The organism is Pseudomonas sp. Sample_10, from assembly GCF_004321495.1.
Lineage (GTDB): Bacteria > Pseudomonadota > Gammaproteobacteria > Pseudomonadales > Pseudomonadaceae > Aquipseudomonas.
The window spans coordinates 1-19,713 of sequence record NZ_RCOE01000243.1; the positions used below are offsets into that span (position 1 = coordinate 1).

17 protein-coding genes are annotated in these 19,713 nt (G+C 58.6%); 6 read left to right on the top strand and 11 right to left on the bottom strand.

The window, feature by feature from the left end; genetic code table 11:
* From D8U18_RS29125 to D8U18_RS24275, 5 genes are all read right to left on the bottom strand, one after another.
* Nucleotides 1-109 (bottom strand): hypothetical protein (locus D8U18_RS29125; protein ID WP_241664353.1); only part of this gene is annotated, 109 nt, incomplete at its 3' end.
* Between the two features lie 75 nt (nucleotides 110-184).
* A complete protein-coding gene (gene phnX, locus D8U18_RS24260; protein ID WP_056853302.1) occupies nucleotides 185-1,012 on the bottom strand; it encodes a phosphonoacetaldehyde hydrolase in 828 nt (275 codons plus the stop codon).
* A gap of 39 nt (nucleotides 1,013-1,051) precedes the next feature.
* Nucleotides 1,052-2,392, bottom strand: coding sequence for an MFS transporter (locus D8U18_RS24265; protein ID WP_130904629.1), 1,341 nt, complete (start codon nucleotides 2,390-2,392; stop codon nucleotides 1,052-1,054).
* Between the two features lie 271 nt (nucleotides 2,393-2,663).
* Complete coding sequence (locus tag D8U18_RS24270; protein ID WP_130904630.1) at nucleotides 2,664-3,830, bottom strand: 2-aminoethylphosphonate--pyruvate transaminase; 1,167 nt, start codon at nucleotides 3,828-3,830, stop codon at nucleotides 2,664-2,666.
* A 246-nt stretch (nucleotides 3,831-4,076) separates the two neighbouring features.
* Nucleotides 4,077-5,468 carry an FAD-dependent oxidoreductase gene (locus D8U18_RS24275; protein ID WP_130904725.1) on the bottom strand — a complete coding sequence of 464 codons (1,392 nt, stop codon included), beginning with the start codon at nucleotides 5,466-5,468 and terminating at the stop codon, nucleotides 4,077-4,079.
* Between the two features lie 164 nt (nucleotides 5,469-5,632).
* On the opposite strand from D8U18_RS24275, the gene D8U18_RS24280 reads away from it, so the two are divergent.
* Nucleotides 5,633-6,505: a LysR substrate-binding domain-containing protein gene (locus tag D8U18_RS24280; protein ID WP_131108691.1), complete on the top strand. Its 873-nt coding sequence runs from the start codon at nucleotides 5,633-5,635 to the stop codon at nucleotides 6,503-6,505.
* A gap of 16 nt (nucleotides 6,506-6,521) precedes the next feature.
* On the opposite strand, the gene D8U18_RS24285 is transcribed toward D8U18_RS24280, so the two are convergent.
* The 4 genes from D8U18_RS24285 to D8U18_RS24300 form a co-directional block, all read right to left on the bottom strand.
* Nucleotides 6,522-6,980 carry a glycine zipper 2TM domain-containing protein gene (locus tag D8U18_RS24285; RefSeq protein ID WP_056853306.1) on the bottom strand — a complete coding sequence of 153 codons (459 nt, stop codon included), beginning with the start codon at nucleotides 6,978-6,980 and terminating at the stop codon, nucleotides 6,522-6,524.
* A 14-nt stretch (nucleotides 6,981-6,994) separates the two neighbouring features.
* Nucleotides 6,995-7,423 (bottom strand): hypothetical protein, encoded by a 429-nt coding sequence (locus D8U18_RS24290; RefSeq protein ID WP_056853503.1) that lies wholly within the window; start codon nucleotides 7,421-7,423, stop codon nucleotides 6,995-6,997.
* 57 nt (nucleotides 7,424-7,480) lie between these two features.
* Complete coding sequence (locus D8U18_RS24295; protein WP_056853307.1) at nucleotides 7,481-8,749, bottom strand: outer membrane protein transport protein; 1,269 nt, start codon at nucleotides 8,747-8,749, stop codon at nucleotides 7,481-7,483.
* 275 nt (nucleotides 8,750-9,024) lie between these two features.
* Nucleotides 9,025-11,061, bottom strand: coding sequence for an alkyl sulfatase dimerization domain-containing protein (locus tag D8U18_RS24300; protein WP_130906634.1), 2,037 nt, complete (start codon nucleotides 11,059-11,061; stop codon nucleotides 9,025-9,027).
* A 153-nt stretch (nucleotides 11,062-11,214) separates the two neighbouring features.
* Here D8U18_RS24300 and D8U18_RS24305 point away from each other — a divergent pair, with 153 nt between their 5' ends.
* From D8U18_RS24305 to D8U18_RS24315, 3 genes are all read left to right on the top strand, one after another.
* The gene (locus D8U18_RS24305; RefSeq protein ID WP_130904634.1) at nucleotides 11,215-12,174 is read left to right on the top strand and encodes a LysR family transcriptional regulator; all 960 of its coding nucleotides are present in this window, start codon (nucleotides 11,215-11,217) and stop codon (nucleotides 12,172-12,174) included.
* A 191-nt stretch (nucleotides 12,175-12,365) separates the two neighbouring features.
* A complete protein-coding gene (locus tag D8U18_RS24310; RefSeq protein WP_056853310.1) occupies nucleotides 12,366-12,812 on the top strand; it encodes a hypothetical protein in 447 nt (148 codons plus the stop codon).
* A gap of 277 nt (nucleotides 12,813-13,089) precedes the next feature.
* Complete coding sequence (locus D8U18_RS24315; protein ID WP_177434466.1) at nucleotides 13,090-14,802, top strand: arylsulfatase; 1,713 nt, start codon at nucleotides 13,090-13,092, stop codon at nucleotides 14,800-14,802.
* An 83-nt stretch (nucleotides 14,803-14,885) separates the two neighbouring features.
* Here the strand turns inward: D8U18_RS24315 and D8U18_RS24320 are convergent, their stop codons facing one another.
* Nucleotides 14,886-15,698, bottom strand: coding sequence for a PaaX family transcriptional regulator C-terminal domain-containing protein (locus tag D8U18_RS24320; RefSeq protein WP_131108693.1), 813 nt, complete (start codon nucleotides 15,696-15,698; stop codon nucleotides 14,886-14,888).
* A 123-nt stretch (nucleotides 15,699-15,821) separates the two neighbouring features.
* On the opposite strand from D8U18_RS24320, the gene D8U18_RS24325 reads away from it, so the two are divergent.
* Nucleotides 15,822-17,486: an isovaleryl-CoA dehydrogenase gene (locus tag D8U18_RS24325; RefSeq protein WP_131108695.1), complete on the top strand. Its 1,665-nt coding sequence runs from the start codon at nucleotides 15,822-15,824 to the stop codon at nucleotides 17,484-17,486.
* A gap of 40 nt (nucleotides 17,487-17,526) precedes the next feature.
* Nucleotides 17,527-19,029, top strand: coding sequence for an o-succinylbenzoate--CoA ligase (gene menE, locus D8U18_RS24330; RefSeq protein WP_131108697.1), 1,503 nt, complete (start codon nucleotides 17,527-17,529; stop codon nucleotides 19,027-19,029).
* A gap of 57 nt (nucleotides 19,030-19,086) precedes the next feature.
* Here the strand turns inward: menE and D8U18_RS24335 are convergent, their stop codons facing one another.
* A complete protein-coding gene (locus D8U18_RS24335; RefSeq protein WP_131108699.1) occupies nucleotides 19,087-19,533 on the bottom strand; it encodes a hypothetical protein in 447 nt (148 codons plus the stop codon).
* Nucleotides 19,534-19,713 lie beyond the last annotated feature (180 nt).

Below are 19,713 nucleotides of genomic sequence, written 5' to 3' on the forward strand. Positions count from 1 at the left end.
TGAAGTACTGACCTTTGACAGGCGCGACGAACTCGCCGCCGATGTAGTTACCGTAGCGCGACTTGAAGGAAACAATGGCACCGGGAGTGCCTGGATGGGCGTAGATCATGATCGGGTTCTCTTGTTGTTTTTGGGTGTGACCGTCCCGGGGACGGTCACTGTCAGGAGCACAAACGGCAACGGGTCAGCAACCCTGAGGGGTTTCGCCACGAGCCAGGCGCGCATTGATGTCTTCAATGACCGCTGGCAAATCGACGATGGTGTCGATCACGTAGTGCGGGCGCGAGCCTTCGAACATTTTGATGATGCGCGCGCGTTCCTCGGCCAGCTTGTCCGAGGGCAAGTCCCTGAACTGGTCATAGGTCAGGCCCAGTGCGTTGCCGGAGCAGGTCAAGGCAACCGTCCACATGCCGGCGCTGCGGCCTTCGAGAATGCCTGGCCAGGTGTCGTCGACCTTGACGCAAGCCGCCACATCGCTGATCCCCAACGCGATTACGTTGGCCAGTGCCTGGGCCGGGTGAGGGCGGCCATTGGGCACTTCGTCAGTCGCCACGACGTGGTCGGCGACATAACCGTTCTGGCGTGCCAGCTCGACGACTTTTTCCATGACCACAGCCGGATAACCGGAGCACGAACCGATTTTCAGGCCCTTGTCGCGCAAGGCATCGATCGTACTGAGGGCACCGGGAATCAGCGCCGAGTGCAGGGCGATCTTTTCGATCTGCAAGGGCATGAAACGCTCATAAAGGGCAGTGACATCATCGTCGGTCGGCAAGCGACCGAACGCCGCGCGATAGCGTTCGGCAATCTCGGGCTCGTTGCACAGCGTGCGAATGTGATCCCATTTACCCATGCCCATGGGGCCACGGGCTTCTGCCAGAGAGACGGCTACGCCAAACTCGGCGAAGGCTTCGACAAAAATTTGCGTGGGGGCAAAGGAACCGAAATCAACGACGGTGCCCGCCCAGTCCAGAACCACGGCTTGCAGGTGGGAAGGTTGTTGGTATTGCATGATGATTGCTCCTTGGAAAGGTAAGTGAGTAGTACGAATTCAGGGTGTGGTGCTGACAATGACCGGTTGTACCGGGGTCGATGCCAGCAGCGGGTTTTCCAGTGTTTTCGGTCGGCTGTTCCAGAAGGGCACCAACATCAGGCTGGCCAGCAGTGCTGCACCGGTGAACACCAGGAACACGGTGATGGTGTCGAAGTAACCCGGCAGCAGGCCGCCAAGGACCGCACCCACCGAACCACAGCCGTTGACGAAGCCCGCGGCGGAGGCAGCCCCGTCCTTGCTGCCGAAATCGATGGCCGCCGAGCCGCTGATCATCGAGTCCGGCCCGTAAAGCGTCAGGCCCATCATGAACAGCAGGCCGACCACCATGTACAGACTGCCGCTTTGCATGGCGGGAACGAACAGTCCCAGGCAGACAGTGAGGACCACCAGGCTGAGCACGCAGGCCGGTATACGGCGAGCGCCGAAGTATTTGTCCGATGCGATACCGATGAGGATGGGGCCTACCAGACCTGCCAGTTCAAACGCAGTGGGAACGATGGCCGATGCAACCTTGCCGATCTCGGGCATGCGTTCGTAGATGATCACCGGGCCCCACAGCAGGATGGCGTAGCGCGCGGGCTTGAGCATGAAGTAGGCCAGGCCGAGAATCAGGACGGTGCGATTTTTCATCACGGTCCGTAAACCGGCCCACATGCTTTCGCGGGGAACCACGACGCCGCTGACGGGTTCGATCTCGATTTCGACAGCAGGCAGGCCCACGTCTTCCGGACGGTTGCGTTGCAGGAAATAGAACAACACCGCCACTACCAGCACGACAAGGGCACTGCTGATGAACGCGATGCGCCAGTCGTGATAGGCCTGATAAGCCCACCAACCGGCAAACGGCGTGGCGACCAGACCGCCGAAGGCGTAGCAGGTGCACCAGTAACCCAGTACACGGCCACGTTCGCCAGTGCTGAAGAAACTGCCGACGTTCTTGCACAGGCCTGACCAACCGGTGGACTGCGCAAGCCCCTGTACCAACATGCAGGAGACGAAAATCGGCAAGGTGGCGTAGGTGCCCATGAGCAGCGCCGCCAGGGCCGAGATGACCAGGCCGCTAAGTACCACGACCCTGGGCCCGAAGCGGTCAGCGAAATTGCCCCAGAGGAACTGACCCACGGCATAGGCGATCAGGTAAAGGGCGTCGAGATTGGCCATCATGGACTTTTCGAGCATGAAGTCCGGGTCTTCGCCAATACCCAGCTTGGCGACGGAGAACGCTTTGCGAGTGAAGTAGAAGGCGGCATACGCCACCCAGGTGATCAGGAAAATCTGCACGCGCCAACGCTGGAGGGATTTCCAGCCTGTTGCGAGAGGGCTTGTCGTGTTCGTCATGGTGTTCTGATCCCGTATGTGGTGCCAGACAGCGCAATTTAGGTCGGTTTTTGTTTTTGTTTTCGGTGCACAAGTCTGTCCAGACGCACGCCATCGATCCGATGGCCGTGAGAATGGCATCAGGCTTTAAACGTTATGAATGACTGTGGTCGCTGACTCCTGCCCGGCACTGCCGAGCGATTCGCCACCGAATCCATGGTTTAAAAAAGATCCCTGCCCCCAGGTGCTACCCATTGCACCTGTGCTCGAATTGGCAGAGACCTTAAAGCGCTCAGGCCGCGGGCTTCAGAATGTCTACGTCCATGGCGGCAAGACAGTCAGCGATAGCGCGAAGCAACTGGTGGACGATGTATTCGTCGATCTGGCCGATGCAGCCGATGCGGAAACTCTCGGCAACGGTCAATTTGCCGGGGTAGATGATGAACTGCCGGGCCTTGAGTTCTTCGTAGAAACGCGTGAAATCGAAGTTGGGATGTTCAGGGCTGAAGAACGTGGTGATGATCGGCGACAGCCAACGGTCTTCCAGCAGTGTCTTGAAGCCCAGTTCGCGCATGCCGGCAACCAGCACGTCGCGGTTGCGGGTGTAGCGCGCCAACCGGCCGTGCACGCCACCTTCGTCGCTGTGCTGTTCCAGTGCCTTGTGGAACGCCACCACACTGTGGGTCGGTGGTGTGAAGCGCCATTGGCCGGTGCGCTCCATGTAGGCCCATTGTTCGTAGAGATCGAGGGACAGCGAGTTGGCGCGCCCCTTGGCGGCTTCCAGCACGGTGCGGCGGATGATCACGAAACCAAAGCCCGGGATGCCCTCGATGCATTTGTTGGCCGAAGACACCACCACGTCGAAAGTTATGTCGTTCACCGTCAGCGGCACGGCACCGAAGGAACTCATGGCATCGATGATCAGGCTCTTGCCGTGGGCCTTCACCACATCGGCAATTTCACGCAGCGGGTTGAGGATGCCGGAGCTGGTTTCGCAATGGACCACGAAGACGTTGGTGACGTCTGGGTTGGCCTTGAGCAGGGCGTCCACTTCTTCGGGCTGGGGCGGCAGGTAATCGCCCTTGTCCAGGGTAATGAATGCGCGACCGAGGTACTCCAGGGTCTTGGTGGCGCGCTGGCCGTAGGCGCCGTTCATCAGCACCAGGGCTTTGCCATCACGCGGGATGGCGGTGGCCAAAGCGGCTTCGACCGAGTAGCTGCCGCTGCCTTGCAGTGGCACGCAGGCGAAGCTGTCATCCTCTACGCCAGCCATGCTGAGCAATTGCTGGCGAACTTGCGCGGTGACCTTATTGAAGGCACCGTCCCATGACCCCCAGTCCCGAAGCATGGCTTCCTTGGTGGCTTTCGAGGTGGTCAGCGGGCCTGGCGTCAGCAGGTAGGGTTCACCCAGGGCAGGGCTTGCCAGTGGCTGGGTTGTCGGGAATTGGGCTTTGGTCATGATCTTCTCCGGCGATGTTGTTTTTGTGGGGAGTGATGCATGGATTGATAAAAACATTTGGCAAGAAATAACTGAAATCGATTTATCACATGTCACAAACAAGCTGAGCTTATAAGTTGGAGTGTATGAGGCCTGAGCAGGGTCGGCTCATCTGCCGAAGCAATTTTCAAGCAGCGCAAAACCCCGCGCGGTGAATCCCGGGCGGGGTTCTTTGTGGTCAAGGATCAGCGTTTTGGGGGGCGGGACTCAGCCCTTGTCTGCCTTGCCGGCGGCTGCCGCGAATTTTGCCAGGCGCACATCGAGTCGGCGGGGAGGCCGGTTGCGGTCCTCGGCGTGTTCTTTGCGGCGAATGGCGTTACGCACCATCAATGAACCCAGGTAGCGGATCGGCTCTGGCGGGAAATACCCCAGCGGGCCCTGCACCAGCGGCGAGCGCGTCCAGGGATTGTCCAGGCCCAGCACCAGTGACGAAAGGATCTGGCCACCCATATGGCACGGTCCGACGCCGCTGCCGGAGTAACCGAAACCGTAGAAGATGTTGCCGCCCGCGCCCATGCGGCCGAAGAAAGGCAGGCCGGTGACCGAGCGATCGGAGGGGCCGTTCCAGGTGGCGGCGATACCAACATCGGCGAAGTCCGGAAAGAACTCCGTCAGCGTGTTGCGCAACAGCCCGGCGTAGGGCGAGGGCTGGTCGAAAACCGGCAGGATGCGACCGCCGTAGGCAAAGGTGTTGCCGCCTTTGCCGAGCATGATCCGGCCGTCCGGGGTGTTGTGGTAGTAGTGCACGAAAATCCGCGAGTCGAGTACGGTGACCCCGCTGGTCAGTCCGATCCGTTCGAGCAAGTCGGGTCGCGGCTCGGTGATGATCATGTCACTGGAGACGATCGCCACCGAACGCGAGAACTGCGCAAAGGCGCGGGCCATCCAGGCGTTCATTGCCAGCACGACCCGGTCACAGGTCACTTTGCCGTTCGGTGTATTGACGACAGCGGGCATGCCTTCTTCCAGCCCGGTCATCGGCGTGCCCTCAAAAATCCGTACGCCCAGTTCCAGAGCCACCCGGCGCAGTCCACGGACCAGTTTGCCTGGCTGCACACTGGCAGCCGCCGGCGAGAACCAGCCCTCGATGTGCCGGACCGAGCCGGCCATGCGTTGCACCTCAGGTAGCGCGCATTTGGAGAAAGAGTTGATGCCATGGCGCTCCAGCGCCGCGATGACCCCGTCGGTCGAGCCGACCTGAGCGCGGTTGGTTGCCGTGTAGAGCGTGCCGTCGAGACGGTAGTCGGCATCCACCGCATACCTTTCGCAAAAGGTACCGATGGCGTAGATGCTCTGCTCAGACTCCTTGACCAGGCGGATTGCCTCGTTGACGCCGAACAAGCGCTCAAGGGTGAAGTACTTGGCCGACCAGGACAGCGCGCAGCCGCCGTTGCGCCCGCTGGCACCGGCACCGCAGATATCGGCTTCGACAATGACCACGTCCAGTTCGGGATTCTGTTCCTTGAGCATGATGGCGGTCCACAGACCGGTATAGCCGCCGCCGACGATACAGACGTCGGCGCGGGTGTCCTGTTGCAGCGCAGGGCAGGGCGTAGCGGGTTGATTCTTCAGGGCCTGGTCCAGCCAGTAGGGGCGCATGAGGTCATCTCGTTTGGCCACGGCGAAACGTTCAGTTTCCATAGAGCTTTCCTGATGAGTACGAGGGGCGGCACTTGTGAAAAACATGCTTGCAGTTCATCGTTCATAAATAAAATCGATTTAACGTATGGACGAATAAGCTGAATCTATAGCGAGGTGCGCCGATGATTTCCCATACCCAGCTCAAGGCGTTTCACGCCGTTGCCATGAACGGCAGCTTTACCCGAGCCGCCGAACAACTCTGCCTGTCGCAACCCGCGGTATCCGACCAGGTGCGCAAGCTTGAGGATTACTACGGCGTGATGGTGTTCTTTCGCGACAAGCGCCTGGTGCGCTTGACCGAAGTCGGCGAGCGGTTGTTTGGCCTGACCCAGCGCCTGTTCGATATCAGTATCGATGCCCACGACATGCTGACGGACTATCGGACGCTGTCGACGGGCACACTGAATCTTGCCGTGGATGCGCCGGTGCATGTCCTGCCCTACGTTTCACGTTTCTGCAGGCGTTACCCCGGCCTCGACGTGAAGATAGAAACCGCCAACACCGATGAGGTGTTGCAGCGGTTGTTCAGCCACCAGGCCGACATTGCCTTGCTGGGACGCAGCATCGAAGACGACCGGCTGCTGACGTTGCACCTGCGCAGCGATCCGATGCTCGCCTTCGTCGCCCATGACCATCCCTGGGCGCAACGTGACTCCATCTGCCTGGCCGACCTGGACAACACGCCCATGGTCCTGCGTGAACAGGGCTCGGTCACGCGCTTATCCCTGGAGGAGGAGATGGCCGCGGCGGGTTTGCAAATTTGCAAGGCCATCGAAGTGGAGGGGCGTGAAGCCGCACGCGAGGCGGTGGCGATCGGCATGGGGGTCGGTGTGGTCTCCGCGGCCGAGTTGGGCTCGGATTCACGGCTTCGCGGCTTGCCGATCGCCGACTGTCAGCGGCATTTCACCGAGACATTGGTGTGCCTGCGAGCACAGAGCTCGCGGCGTATTTTGACGACCTTTCTGGACATGGTTAGAGAAGGCTTGGCCGACTGATGTTCACCGCCGCAAACTAACCCCCTTGCGGCATTACCCGGGCATTGTTGCCGGAGCCTTCGATGTAGACGTTCATGCCTTTGTTCAGGGCCGGATTGATCGGCTGGGTCACCGATACCAGCACTCCACTTTTCACCCGCACGATGATCTGTTGCGCGGCGACCGGCTGATCGTACTTTTTCTTCTCTGCATAGTTGCCGCCTACCGCACCGGCAAGGGCACCGGCAACCATCGCGACGTCGCGCCCGGTGCCACTGCCGATCAGGCTACCGATGCCGAGACCGCCGAGGCCACCGAGAACGGCACCGACGCCACTGTCGTGGTTGGTCTGCATCTGGGTCAGCGATATCTGCTCGATCTTGCCCGAGCGAATTTCCATTTCACCCGCGCCGCCCTCGTTCGACCCCACGGCGGAACAGCCGCTGATCAAGATCGCCGTCAATGTGACCGTCAGCCAGGACATGATTGCTTTCATTGCTGTGCTCCTCGTCATTGGTATTTGATGGCAATGCCTTTGAGTTTGCGGCCCTGAATCGTATCGATGTCGCGGCTCCACAGAGGGCCGGTCACATAGGCGGCGACGGGTTGGATCTGGTCATAAACCACTACCACTGCATCTGCGCCCAGTTTGGCGCCTTCTTCGCGCAGCTTCTGTTCGACCTGGGTGATGGGCGGCGCCGGATCGATGCTGGCATCGATCAGGATTTCACCCAAGCGCACACTGGGGCGCGTTGGCTCGGTGCGTAATATCTGCACTTCGCTGGGCAGGGTCGGCGCGGGATGCTCGACCCCGACGTAAGCGGTGGTTTGCGCATCGACGGTGGCGCAGGCGGCTAACGCCAATGCACTGGCGATGAGCGCGGCGATGAAAAAAGATCGGTGCAAACTCGAGAATCGAAGCAATGCTTGGGAAGCCATCTCAGCCATACCTCTGTCGGGATCGTTCCAACCGTCGCCACGGGGGTGGCAAGGTACTCAAAAGCGCCAGGTCATGTTCCCGGTCACGGCTTGAATCCAGGCGCTGTCGAATTGACCGGAAATTCGATTGCCCGAAACGTTTTTGGTCTGGTCCACCGGCATGTCGCCGATCCAGATCATGGCCCAGCTGACGTTGACGTCGGTGTCCTTGTTCAGTGCATAGGTGGCGCCTGTCGCGAAGCGCCAGGATTCGGCCATCGGTACCGTCACGGTGCGCTTGTTGTCGGACACGGCGCTGCTGTCGTAAGCCACGCCGACGTTCCACAGCCATTGTGGCGTGGCCTGGTATTGCGCCCCGAGCGACAGATGCCAGGTGTCCTTGAAGTCGGCGTCGACCGTGGTTGATTGGGCACCGAAAGCCGTGGTGTCGACCTGCACGGCGATGTCGCCGAATTTTGACCAATCCTGCCAGTTGACCGATGCAAGCAAGGCCCACTGCCGGTCGAGTTGCTGGAACAGGCTCAGGGTGACAGTCTGTGGCACGGTCACGTCGAGTTGGGTGTTCAAGCCGTTGAGGCGATCCAGTGCCGGACCGTTACCTTTCACATCCAGCCCGTCTTCGAAATCCAGATCGACTTTGCTGGTGTAGGTCAGGCCGATGCGGGTGCCGGTTTGCGGTGCGTAGATCACCCCGACATTGGCGCCAAACCCCCAGTCGTTGTCCTTGTATTTGAACTGGCCGTCGCCGCGGTCGGTAAAGCCGAACGGCGAACGGTCGATGGCGGTCTGTGCCTGCAACATGCCGTACATGGCTTTTACGCCCACCCCGACCGACCACTGCTCGTTAAAGCGATAGGCCACGCTGGGCACCAGCGACAATCCACCGATGCTGGCGTTCTGCGCGAAGTAGCGTCCGGACCATTCGTTGTCGTAGTTGACCGCCAGGCCGAAGTCGGCGTACTGGCCGAAACCGACGCTCCAATGATCATCCAGTTCATGACTGATGAAAAAACTGCCGCCGGGAATCGGATCAAGGCCATTGCCGCTGCCGCTGCCAGACACATTGGTGTCGGCATCGCGATCGAAGCTCAGGTCGCCATACAGCACCTGCAAACCACCGGTGATCTGCGTGCCGGGCAAGTAGCTCAGCCCCGCCGGGTTGCTGGCAATCGTCGAAGGGCCTTGCGCTCGGGCGGCGGCACCGGCGTTGGCCAACCCGGCGTTATCGGTGCCGATTTCGTAGAGCATGATACCGCCGGCCCAGGCTTGTTGACTGCACAGGGCCAGTAACGTGAAGGCGGGCATTGCACCTGTTCTTGTTTGCATGGATTAGATCCCGGCAAGTGTGCATTTTCGAAATAAGGCTAATAGCAAATGTCGAATAACTTTAACTGCATTGAATCAGCGCGATTCGATCACTCATAAGTGTTAGTTCATATTCGTGACATTGGAAGGGGCAAGGTACGAATAAAGTTGCTCGCGCCGCGTCATGAAAGTCCGATGACTGGCTTTTCAAATAAGGCGGACCAAGTTAGGCCATAGTTACGGTCGAGCGCGAAAGCGCTTCACCCTGGGCAGGATGAAACGCTATTCCTTACAACTTACTGACGAGTACCCGGCAGGAGTTCAAACGTCGGCGTGAATGGAGTAATGGCCGACATCAACAGTTCGAAGGGTTTACGATCGCCTTCGAAAGTGGCTTTGCCGGCTGCAACAAGTTGATCGAATCCGGTTTTCCTGGCCATGACACCTTCCAGATCAGCTCGGTCGACGGTGATGGTGAGATCAGGTTTGCTGGCTTGTTGCCCCTTGATATTGGTCAGCGTCGAGTTGCTCAATTCCACGACAAATTGCTCGCCGTTATCCGGTGTCTTGAGATTGAAAGTGAAGTGCTGATCCGCCACTTTGCTGCCATCCAGGGCAATGCCCAGGTACTCCAGCCATAACTCGGTGCTCATGCCGCGGATCATGTCCGCGCCGCCGGTTTTTGGCGGCACGCCCTTGGGCATGCCATGGCGCAGTTCATACGCTGCCGAAAGGAAACTGTTGCGCACACCGGCACTTTCCTTCTGATAACCGACTTGCTCATAGACGTCCGCCAGCAGGTCCTTGGCCTTGCTGTTCTGCGGTTCGGCATACACCAGCTTGTTGAGGATTTCATAGGCTTCGCGGTACTTGCCCTGATCGAACAAGGATTGTCCCTTGCTCATGATCTTGTCGGCGCCGCCCATCATTTCCACATACAGCGGGGCCGAGTCCTTGGGCGACAACGGCATCAACGTCGCCGGATTGGCATCCCAGTAACCCAGGTAGCGGTTGATCACGGCGCGACTGTTGTGTTCTTCCGAGCCGTGGTAGCTATGGGTCGCCCAGTTGTTTTTCAGGCTTTCGGGCAATTTGTAGACGTTTTGAATCTCGTTGATGGTGACGCCCTGGTTGGCGGCATGCAGCACGGCGTTGTTCAGGTTTGCATAGGCATCGCGTTGCGCGCGCATCACATCCTGAATCCGCTCATTGCCCCAGCGTGGCCAACTGTGGGAGGCGAACATGACGTCTGCCGTTTGACCGTAGCGATACAGGGCATTGTTGATGTTCTTCGACCAGACCAGCGGGTCGCGGACAAGGGCGCCGCGCAGGGTATAGATGTTATGGATGGTGCCAGTGATGTTCTCGGCTGCCCAGAACGCCTTGAACTGTGGGAACCAGGTGTTCATCTCGGCGGGTGCTTCAGTGCCTGGCGTGCTCTGGAATTCCATCTCCACACCGTCGATGGTCAGGGTTTCGAAATCTTTGGTAATAAAGCGATTAGGTTCGATCAGGCCCATGTTGCCACTGGAAGTGTTTTTACCAATGGCCATGTCGACATGACCATAGGGGCTGTGCGGCAACAGCAAACCATATTGCAAGAACGCCCGCCGGTTCATGGCGTTGCCGGCGTAGACGTTTTCAGCCACGGCATGCTCCATGAAACCTTGCGGCGCAATCAGCGGGATCTTGCCGCTGCGGACATCGGCCTCGTCGACCACGCCGCGGATTCCGCCAAAGTGATCGGCATGGGAGTGGGAGATCACCACCGCTACGACCGGGCGCTTGCCCAGTTTTTCGTTGATGAAGTCCAGGGCGGCCCTGGCGGTTTCCTTCGACAACAGCGTGTCGAAGACAATCCAGCCGGTGTCGCCCTTGATGAACGTGATATTGGCCAGGTCAAAGCCGCGCACCTGGTAAATCTTGTCCGGAACGACTTCATAAAGGCCATAGGCCGTATTGAGAACCGCCTGACGCTGCAGCGACGGATTGATGCTGTCGTAATCCTTGCCTTCATTCAGGAAGTTGTAGCTCCCCATGTTCCACGCGACGTTCCCGGCGTCGGCCATGATCTTCTTGTAGGGCGGTGCGGCGATGAAGCCTTTTTTCGCTTCTTCAAGGTCGCGCTTGTCTGCAAAGGGGAGTGTCTTGCGCACAGTGTTTTGCATGTCGACCGTGTAGGACGAAGGCGCCTTGCCCTTGCTGTCGAAGTGCACGTTTTGCGATGGAGCCGGATCGGAAGCTGCGCCGTTTGCATCGGCAGCGAAAACGCAAGGGCTGATGCCACCGCCAAGTGTGATCGCCAGTGCCAGATGGAGGGTCTTGTTGTACATGAAAGGTTCCTGCGCCAGATGAAGTGTTCAAGGGCGTCAAGGCAACGCGAGTGTTCTGCGTTGTCAGCTTGACCAGCCGAACCATGAATAGCATATTCATTTGATTCCAAAAAATTCCTGTTTAACGCGTTTCGATAGCATAAAGGTTATGAGATGACGCCCACCCGTTTACGCCAGTTTCTGGCATTGATCGAACACGCCCACTTTGGCCGCGCGGCAAAGGCGCTGGGTGTTTCTCAGCCGGCGTTGAGCAAAAGCATTCAGTTGCTTGAGCGCGAACTGGGCGTCACGTTGTTCGATCGTCGCAGCGATGGCGTGGCATTGACCGCATTTGGTCATTTGCTGCGGGAGAAGAGCCAGCGCTTGTTGGTGGCTGAGCAGGATCTGCGGCGCGATATCGCCTTGCTCGCGGGCGGGGACATCGGCGCGCTGAAAGTCGCTTTTGGCCCTTACCCCAGCGTCATCAGCGGCTATGCCGCCATTGCGCGGATGCATGCCCGCCATCCGCAAATCAAAGTGACGGCCCATGTCGCCGGGTGGCGCGAGGTGGCGCATCAAGTGCTGACAGGCGTGGTCGACCTGGGCATCGCTGAAATCAGTACGCTGCAAGGCCGGGAAGAACTCACCTGCCAATTGTTGGGCGAGCACGAGGGCCGGCTGTTTTGTCGCCCCGATCATCCGCTGCTGGCACAAAACCGCCGCGTGACCCTTGCGCAAACGCTCGATTACCCGTGGGTGGCGTCGCGCATTCCCTTGCGATTGGCGACCCACTTGCTTCCGGCAACCCTCGGTTGTGCGGGTGCCTATGATGCGCTGACCGGGGACTTCGTTCCGGCAATCGAAATTGATGTGCCCATGCAAATCGTCCAATTCGTCGAGCACAGCAATGCCCTGACGCTGGGGAATCTGTCGACGTTCGAGCGCGAACTCAACGCAGGCGAAATCGTGCCGTTACCGGTTCAAGACCTCGCACTGCGTACGCGCTACGGCTTTATTCATCTCAAGGAGCGCTCGCTGCCGCCTGCGGTAGAGGTGTACATGAACGAAGTCAGGGAAGTGGAGGCCGATGTTCGTCAGCGTGAAAGTCTGTTGATCAAGATCATGCAGGCGTGAGTCCGAATGCCCGTCGCAGAGCCTTCGCTTGAGAGTGGCGGTCGCTACCTGCGATTCTTCCATTTTCCGTCCGGGGCAGTGAGTGACGGAAGTTAAGTTTCACGACGCGGATTTATTGAGAACCGCCCATTTATTTATGAGCTATACCCAATGTTCCCCCCATGCACTTCTTCCACTTTTGGAGGTTGTTTATGAATATTCGCAGCGTCCCGTTAGCGCTTCTCGTGGCAAGTCTGTTCGGTTGCAGTACCGCTTCAAACCACTCCATGAATTTGCCTCTGGCGGCCACCCACGCCAATGTCGGACATACCGGCAACGCCACGTTGACCCCCGAGGGCAATCAAACCAACTTCGATTTCTTCATCTCGGGTGTTCCGGACGGAACGATTCTGCCACCGCGCATTTACACCTTCATCAATAAAGGCAGTTGCCAGAAACCCGGGCCAGTGGCTTACGCGATGAACGATAAGGTCAATACAAAAGACGAAGCCGGGTCCAACGGTTGGAGTTTTTACCGTAATGCGCCTATCGCAACATCAGAGTTGCTGTCCGGGCAGTATTCCGTCGTCGTACGAACTTCACCCGAGGACGGCAACGTCGATATCTTTTGCGGCGATGTCGCCCAGGCAAAGCGGTGAAATGACCTGAACCCTGACGCGCCTTTGCGGCCGGCACTTGGTAAATGCGCGTCTATACTCACTTTCCTGTTAGTGGCAGGGGCTGAATTGGGTATGTACAAGGCAAGAGCCACAAGCCATTACGGTCAAAGCTCAATTTATTAAGAGTCCCACACGAAAGGCGGATGACCGTCGGTACAGGGATTGGGGTAGTTGCAGTTTTTGAGCCTTGAGAGATGAGAGCACGACGTATCCGAGACGGGTAGTTCTGTGAATCAACTGCAAGAGGATCAAATTCATGAAGCTCAGAAAACTTGTACTGACGGGATTGGCGTTGAGCAGTCTGGCAGCAGGCGCCAGCCTGTCGACAGTGATTCAAGCTGCCGATCAGAAACCCAATATCGTATTCATCATGGCCGACGACATCGGCTGGATGCAGCCGAGCATCTATCACCAGGGTCTGGCGGTCGGTGAGACGCCGAACATCGATCGCATCGCCCAGGAAGGTGCGAAGTTCATGACCTACTATGCCGAGCAGAGTTGTACGGCAGGACGTAACGCTTTCTTTACCGGGATGCACCCGCTGCGTACCGGGATGATTCCGCCGCAACTGCCCGGCAGTCCGTCCTGGCTGCGGCCAGGCACACCTGCACTGTCGAAGTTTTTGCTGGACCTGGGCTATACAACCGGTGAGTTCGGCAAGAATCACCTCGGTGATAACTTCGAAGCACTGCCCACATCCCATGGTTTCCAGGAGTTCTGGGGTTATCTCTATCACCTCGACGCGATGCAGGGCGTGAGTTTTGTCGACATCAACAAGACGCCGCAAGTGCAGGGCATCGCACCACCGTGCAAGGCCACACCGATCAATGGGCTGCCGGACGTGCCTGGCGCGATCGATCCGCGGGAAGGCACCTGCCTGACGCCACCTCGTCCGGTCATGTCTTGCGTTTCCAGTGATGGTACGCAGAAGAACACCACGTGCAAGGACGAAGGTCCGCTGACGCTGGAACGCTCGAAGTCCGTGGATGAAGAAATCTCCGCCAAGGTCATCGACTTCCTCGACCGCAACGATCCGAAGAAAACCAACAAACCTTTCTTCGTCTGGTACAACCCGGCGCGCATGCACATCACCACGGTGCTGCCACCCAAGTACGACGCCATGGTCGGTGAGCCCGGAGGAAAAGACTGGGGCACCAACGAAGCCGGCATGAAGCAACTCGATGACAACATTGGGTATGTCCTGAAGAAACTCGAGGACATGGGCCAGTTGGACAACACCATCGTCGTCTTCACCACCGATAACGGTGCGGAAACCATTACCTTTCCGGACGGCGGCACAACCCCGTTCAAGGGCGGCAAGTTGACCACCTGGGAAGGAGGCATGCGCGCGCCACTGGTCATCCGCTGGCCCGGAAAGATCAAACCTGGCACCGTCCTGACTGACATCTTTGCCTCGCTCGACTGGGTACCGACGCTGGTCAATATCGCTGGCGGCAAGAAGGGCAATGAACTCAACGAGCAAATCATGGCGGGCAGCTACCCGGGCATCGTCAAGACCAAGCTCGATGGGGTGGACCAGACTGACTACCTGACGGGGAAAACCGACAAATCGGCGCGCGATACATTCTTCTACTACACCGGTTCGCAACCTTCGGCGGTGCGCTACAAGAACTGGAAGATGTACTACACCATGGTGCCGGATACCGCGACAGGCGGTTTGTATGGTGCGACCACGTTCCACTGGACCCAACTGCTCAACCTCAAGCGCGACCCGTTTGAAACAACGGTCGGCGCTGACGCGAAGTCCATAACCGGTTATGGCGGCGCCTTGGGCTCCCCTGGCAATGCCTATGTCTACAACTGGAACATGTTGCCGATCGGGCAGTTGCTCTGGGAGAAGGAGCTGATGTCGTACCAGGACTTCCCGCCCATGCAGGCGCCGGAAACCTACAACCTGGACGGCATTCTCAAGGCCATGAAGCAGAAGGGGCATAACGGACACGATTAACGCCGTGATCCGTCAGATGCCATAAACGACGGGCGCCTCTTCCAGGCGCCCGCTCTGTCACTGCATGAGAGGAGCTGCATTGCTTACTTGGCGAAAAAATCTCGCCAGATATCGTGGCCGATATCGTCATACCGCTTGACCAGCTCACGGAATGAACGGCGGTGTGCGACGTCCACCAAGGGCTCAGGCAGCATAGGGTCGAACACGATCTGGCGCATGGCCTGGTCACCCAGCAGGTACGCTTCACGGGCAGCCTCTTCAATCGGCATGCCGGGCAAGCGCGCCATCGACGCTTCCAGCGTGCGCTGGCCGTCCTTGTAGACGTTCTGTAGTTCACTGGCATCCCAAAGCAAACGGGCTCGTGCGTCTCGCTGCGGGTCGAACTGCTGCGCCTGGAACACTGCCGTGGAGTTTTCCACGCCCAGTGACAGCAGACGTTCGCGCGTGTGCGCCACTCCGCCGCCCAGGTTATCAGGGCGCAGATACAACCCTTCATCCAGTTCGCGCAAACCCACCAATCCGAACGCGCGCTCCCGGGTACGCAATGCTTTGCGATCACTGCGGCCCAAAGCGGCAGTCAGCGCCACCACCCAGCTGCCATCCCACTCACGCAGACGCGTTTCGGCTTGACGCCAGGCTCCTATCTCTTCGCCCAGCGCTCTGCCAGCCTTTCCAAGACGATAGGCGCCGCGCACGACGGTCTCGATCAGTTCGGCACTTTGCAACCGGGCAAGCGCAACGCGTGTGTTGTTCGCAGACAGTCCAAACAAAGCGCAGGCGCGCACTGCGCTGGTGACATCCAGCTCACCGCCTTCGACAACCAGGAGCAGTTTGAGGATCAACTGACGCGGCGTAGGCGTCGGATTTTCGAGCTCGTCTGAAGCGGGTTCTAACAAGAAACAGTCCTCCCTCCAGGCACGATTCGGCCGCACCTGATGAGTTATCGTAAATTACAGTGATTGACATAAAAAATACATTGAGTGTAATTTTCTCCGGATCTTACACGGAGAAACTAGCTCATGTCTGCCGCAACCCAGTCAAAAATCGACACCCCGTTTTCAACCCACGAAGTTTTCAATCAGCCGCAGCCGTTGCCAGCTTACAACGCCTGGGACAGTGATGTCCCACTGCGCGAGGCGGTGCTTGCAAACGGTGGTGACTGGGCACAAGCGCAGTTATCGGCCCATGGAGCTTTGAGTGGCGACGAGCAGATGGAGCTGGGCGAGCTGGCCAATCGCAACAAACCCGTGCTGCATGCTTTTGACCGTTATGGCCGGCGCATTGACGAAGTGCAGTTCCATCCCGCCTATCACCAACTGATGCTCAACGCGATGCGCGGCGAGGTGCACAGTTTTTCCTGGAACCACCCGGGGCAACCCGGAGCCCATGTGGTGCGCGCGGCCTTGTTGTATCTCAATGGCCAGGCAGATGCAGGCACCTGCTGCCCGCTGACCATGACCCATGCCGCCATTCCGGCACTGTTGAACACCCCTGAGCTGGCAAAAATCTGGATACCCAAACTGACCGCCCGGGACTACGATCCACGTCCGCTACCCGTCGAGCAAAAACGCGCTTGCACCATTGGCATGGGCATGACCGAAAAACAGGGTGGCTCGGATGTACGCAGCAATACCACCCAGGCCCACCCTCAGGCCGATGGCAGCTTCAAGCTGGTCGGTCACAAGTTCTTTTTCTCGGCTCCCATGTGCGATGCGCATCTGGTACTTGCGCAGCTCAATGGGCGAGTGAGCTGTTTTCTGATGCCGCGGATCCTGCCCGACGGTTCGCTCAATGCCGTGCGTATCCAGCGTCTGAAAGACAAGTTGGGCGACTGGAGCAATGCGTCCTCCGAAGTGGAGTTCCAGGGCGCCACGGCCTATCTGGTCGGCGCTGAAGGTCGAGGGGTGGCGACCATTCTGGCAATGGTCGCTCTGACCCGTCTGGATTGCGTTATCGCTTCTTCGGCATTGATGCGCCAGGCCTTGGTGCAGGCGCTGAGCCACGTCAGTCAACGGCATGCCTTCGGTCATGTGCTGATCGAACAACCGCTGATGCGTAATGTGCTGGCCGATCTGGCGCTGGAAAGTGAAGCGGCCGTGGCCTTCACGATGCGCATCGCCCGCGCCGTGGATGCCTCGCCGAACGATCCGCAGGAAGCGGCCTTCGCTCGTATCGCCACGGCCATCGGCAAGTACTGGATTTGCAAGCGCACCCCGGCGTTCGTCAACGAGGCTCAGGAATGTTTGGGTGGGATTGGCTTTGTCGAAGAAAACATCCTGCCGCGCCTGTACCGCCAGGCACCCTTGAATTCCATTTGGGAAGGCAGCGGTAACGTGCAATGCCTGGATGTGCTGCGCGCGTTGCAAAAAGACCCGGCGGTCAGTGAGGCCTTGTTTGCCGAACTGCACAGCGCCGCAGGCTTGCACCCGCTGTACGACAGCCACCTGCAGTGGCTGCTCGACGCACTACAGGACATTGATAACCTCGAGGGCCGAAGCCGTCTGGTGGTGGAGCGCACCGCGCTGGCCATCCAGGCCGGGCTGCTGCTGAAGTCAGGCAATAGCGAGATCGCCGATATTTTCTGCCGGGCACGCCTGGGCAGTGAGTGTGGATTCGCCTTTGGCAGTCTCAACGCCAATGCACCGCTGAGCATCTTGATCGAGCGCGCCATGCCCCGTCTCTGATGGGCACCTGTCAGCCATAACAACAAAAAAGGAGGACGCCATGAGCGTTCATTTAGGACGGCTGCTGGCACAGCGCGCCGACTTGACGCCAGACCGGGAGGCGCTGGTATCACCCACGGGCAGATGGACCTTCGCCCAATTCGACGCACGCTGTAATCGCCTGGCCAATTACCTGGTTGCACAAGGCGTGGGCGAGGGCGATCGCGTAGCGGTCTATTCAAAGAACAGTGAATTTCTCGCCTGCGCGCTGTTTGCCGTCGCGAAGGTCGGCGCCACGTTGGTGGTACTCAACTGGCGTCTTCAGGCGCCCGAGCTGAGCTATATCCTGGCCGACAGCGAACCGGCAGCGCTGCTGTTCGAGGGGGAGTTCGCGTCCACTGTCTGCCAATTGGTCGCTGAGCGTCCAGGTCTGATCCTCGTCAACAAGGGTGCCGAACAAATGCCAGGCGCCTACGAGCGTATCACCGCCGATACCAGCCTGGACGCGCCGCTGTTGTTGGGCAGTGGCGGCGATGCTTCGGCGGTGATCATGTACACCTCGGGCACGACCGGAAAACCCAAGGGAGCTTTGCTTTCCCACGCAGCGTTGATCTGGACCGCGCAAAGCAACAGCGCCACGCTGGAATGGAATCAGGACCATCATTTTCTCCTGATCGCGCCGATGTTCCACATCGGCGGCCTTTCACCCATGCTGACCAACGTGTTCAAAGGTTGCACCACGGTGCTGCTACCTGACTTCGACCCGACACAGGTCTGGGAGGTGATCGCCCGCGAACGCATCACCAGCCTGATGACCGTACCGGTGATGCTTCAGGCATTGTTGACGCTGGCAAAAAAACAGGCAGTCGATAGCAGTAGCCTGGTTTCCGTGACCTGTGGCGCCTCGGCAGTTCCCCTTAGGCTGATCAAAGACTGTCTGACCATCGGTGTGAAGGTGCAGCAGGTGTACGGCATTACCGAGTTTTGTGGCGCGGTGACTTTTTGGACTCACGAAATGGGCCTCGCCCATGCACACTCACACGGCAAAGTGCTGATGTTTGGTGAGGTCAGAATCGTCGATCCGTCCGGGCTGGCGCCAGTGGCCCCTGGTCTGGATGGCGAAATCTGGTGTCGTGGGCCAATGATGTTTTCCGGCTACTGGCGTAATCCGCAAGCCTCCCAGGCAGCTATTCACCAAGGGTGGTACAGAACCGGTGACATCGGCCGTATAGACGAGCACGGATTTCTCCACGTTGTGGATCGCCTGAAGGACATGATCATCAGTGGTGGCGAGAACATCTACCCGGCAGAACTCGAGGCGGTTATTGCCTCGTTGCCAGGTGTCGCCGAGGTCGCCGTGGTCGGCCAGCCTGACGAACGATGGGGCGAGGTCCCCGTAGCCTTCGTCGTTGCAGCGTCCCCAGGTGCTACCAGTGAGGCCGCGATCATTGAGGCATGCCGCCTGCGCCTGGCTGGCTTCAAGTGCGTGAAATCGGTGCAAATGATTGACACCATGCCCCGCAGTTCGGTGGGTAAAGTTCTGAAGCGACAGCTGGTTGCATAAACGAGTGGGTGCCGCTGAACATCAGCGGCACTTACGCACGCGGATCAATGAAAATGCTCACCGAGCCGTTTGGGCGATATTCCCGCAAAAAAGATCGACGCTGCCATCTTCGGGTGTCGTGCGCACGACAACGGAATAGTGCTCGGACAACAGATCCGCCACAGAAATCGGGGCAACCCGCTCAAACGTCCAGCCTGCCTGAGCACTACGCTGAGTGGTGATCCTGTCATTCATCTCGTAAGCAACCGGGCCTGGCTGTTGGCAATTGCCTCTGTTGACGAACGTGAAAATGCGCAACGGCATGGTGGTGCCTGTCGGGACGCCAGAGATGTAAAAGTTAAAATTGGTTTCGTTGTCCACGTCGGTCAGCGTCGTATGGGCGATCTGGCCGGCATTCTGCTGGGTGGCTGTAAGGGGAAGTGTCACCGGCTGGTTGGATGAACGGGTACAGCCCGAGAGGCTTACGGCTATCAGTAGCGCTGTCAGAGGGATGGTGTAATTCATTCACAACCTCGATCGGTTGAAGAAGTGCCTAGTGGAATATTGTGTATAGCTGATTACCTGGTGTTGCACTTTTTCACGAATGGACTTCTCAAAATTGACCATCCCGTGCCGCTCCCTGCATTGAGCAATGTCTGATTCAAGTGCAGAAACAGCAATTATTCCCAAAGCCACTACACTGGG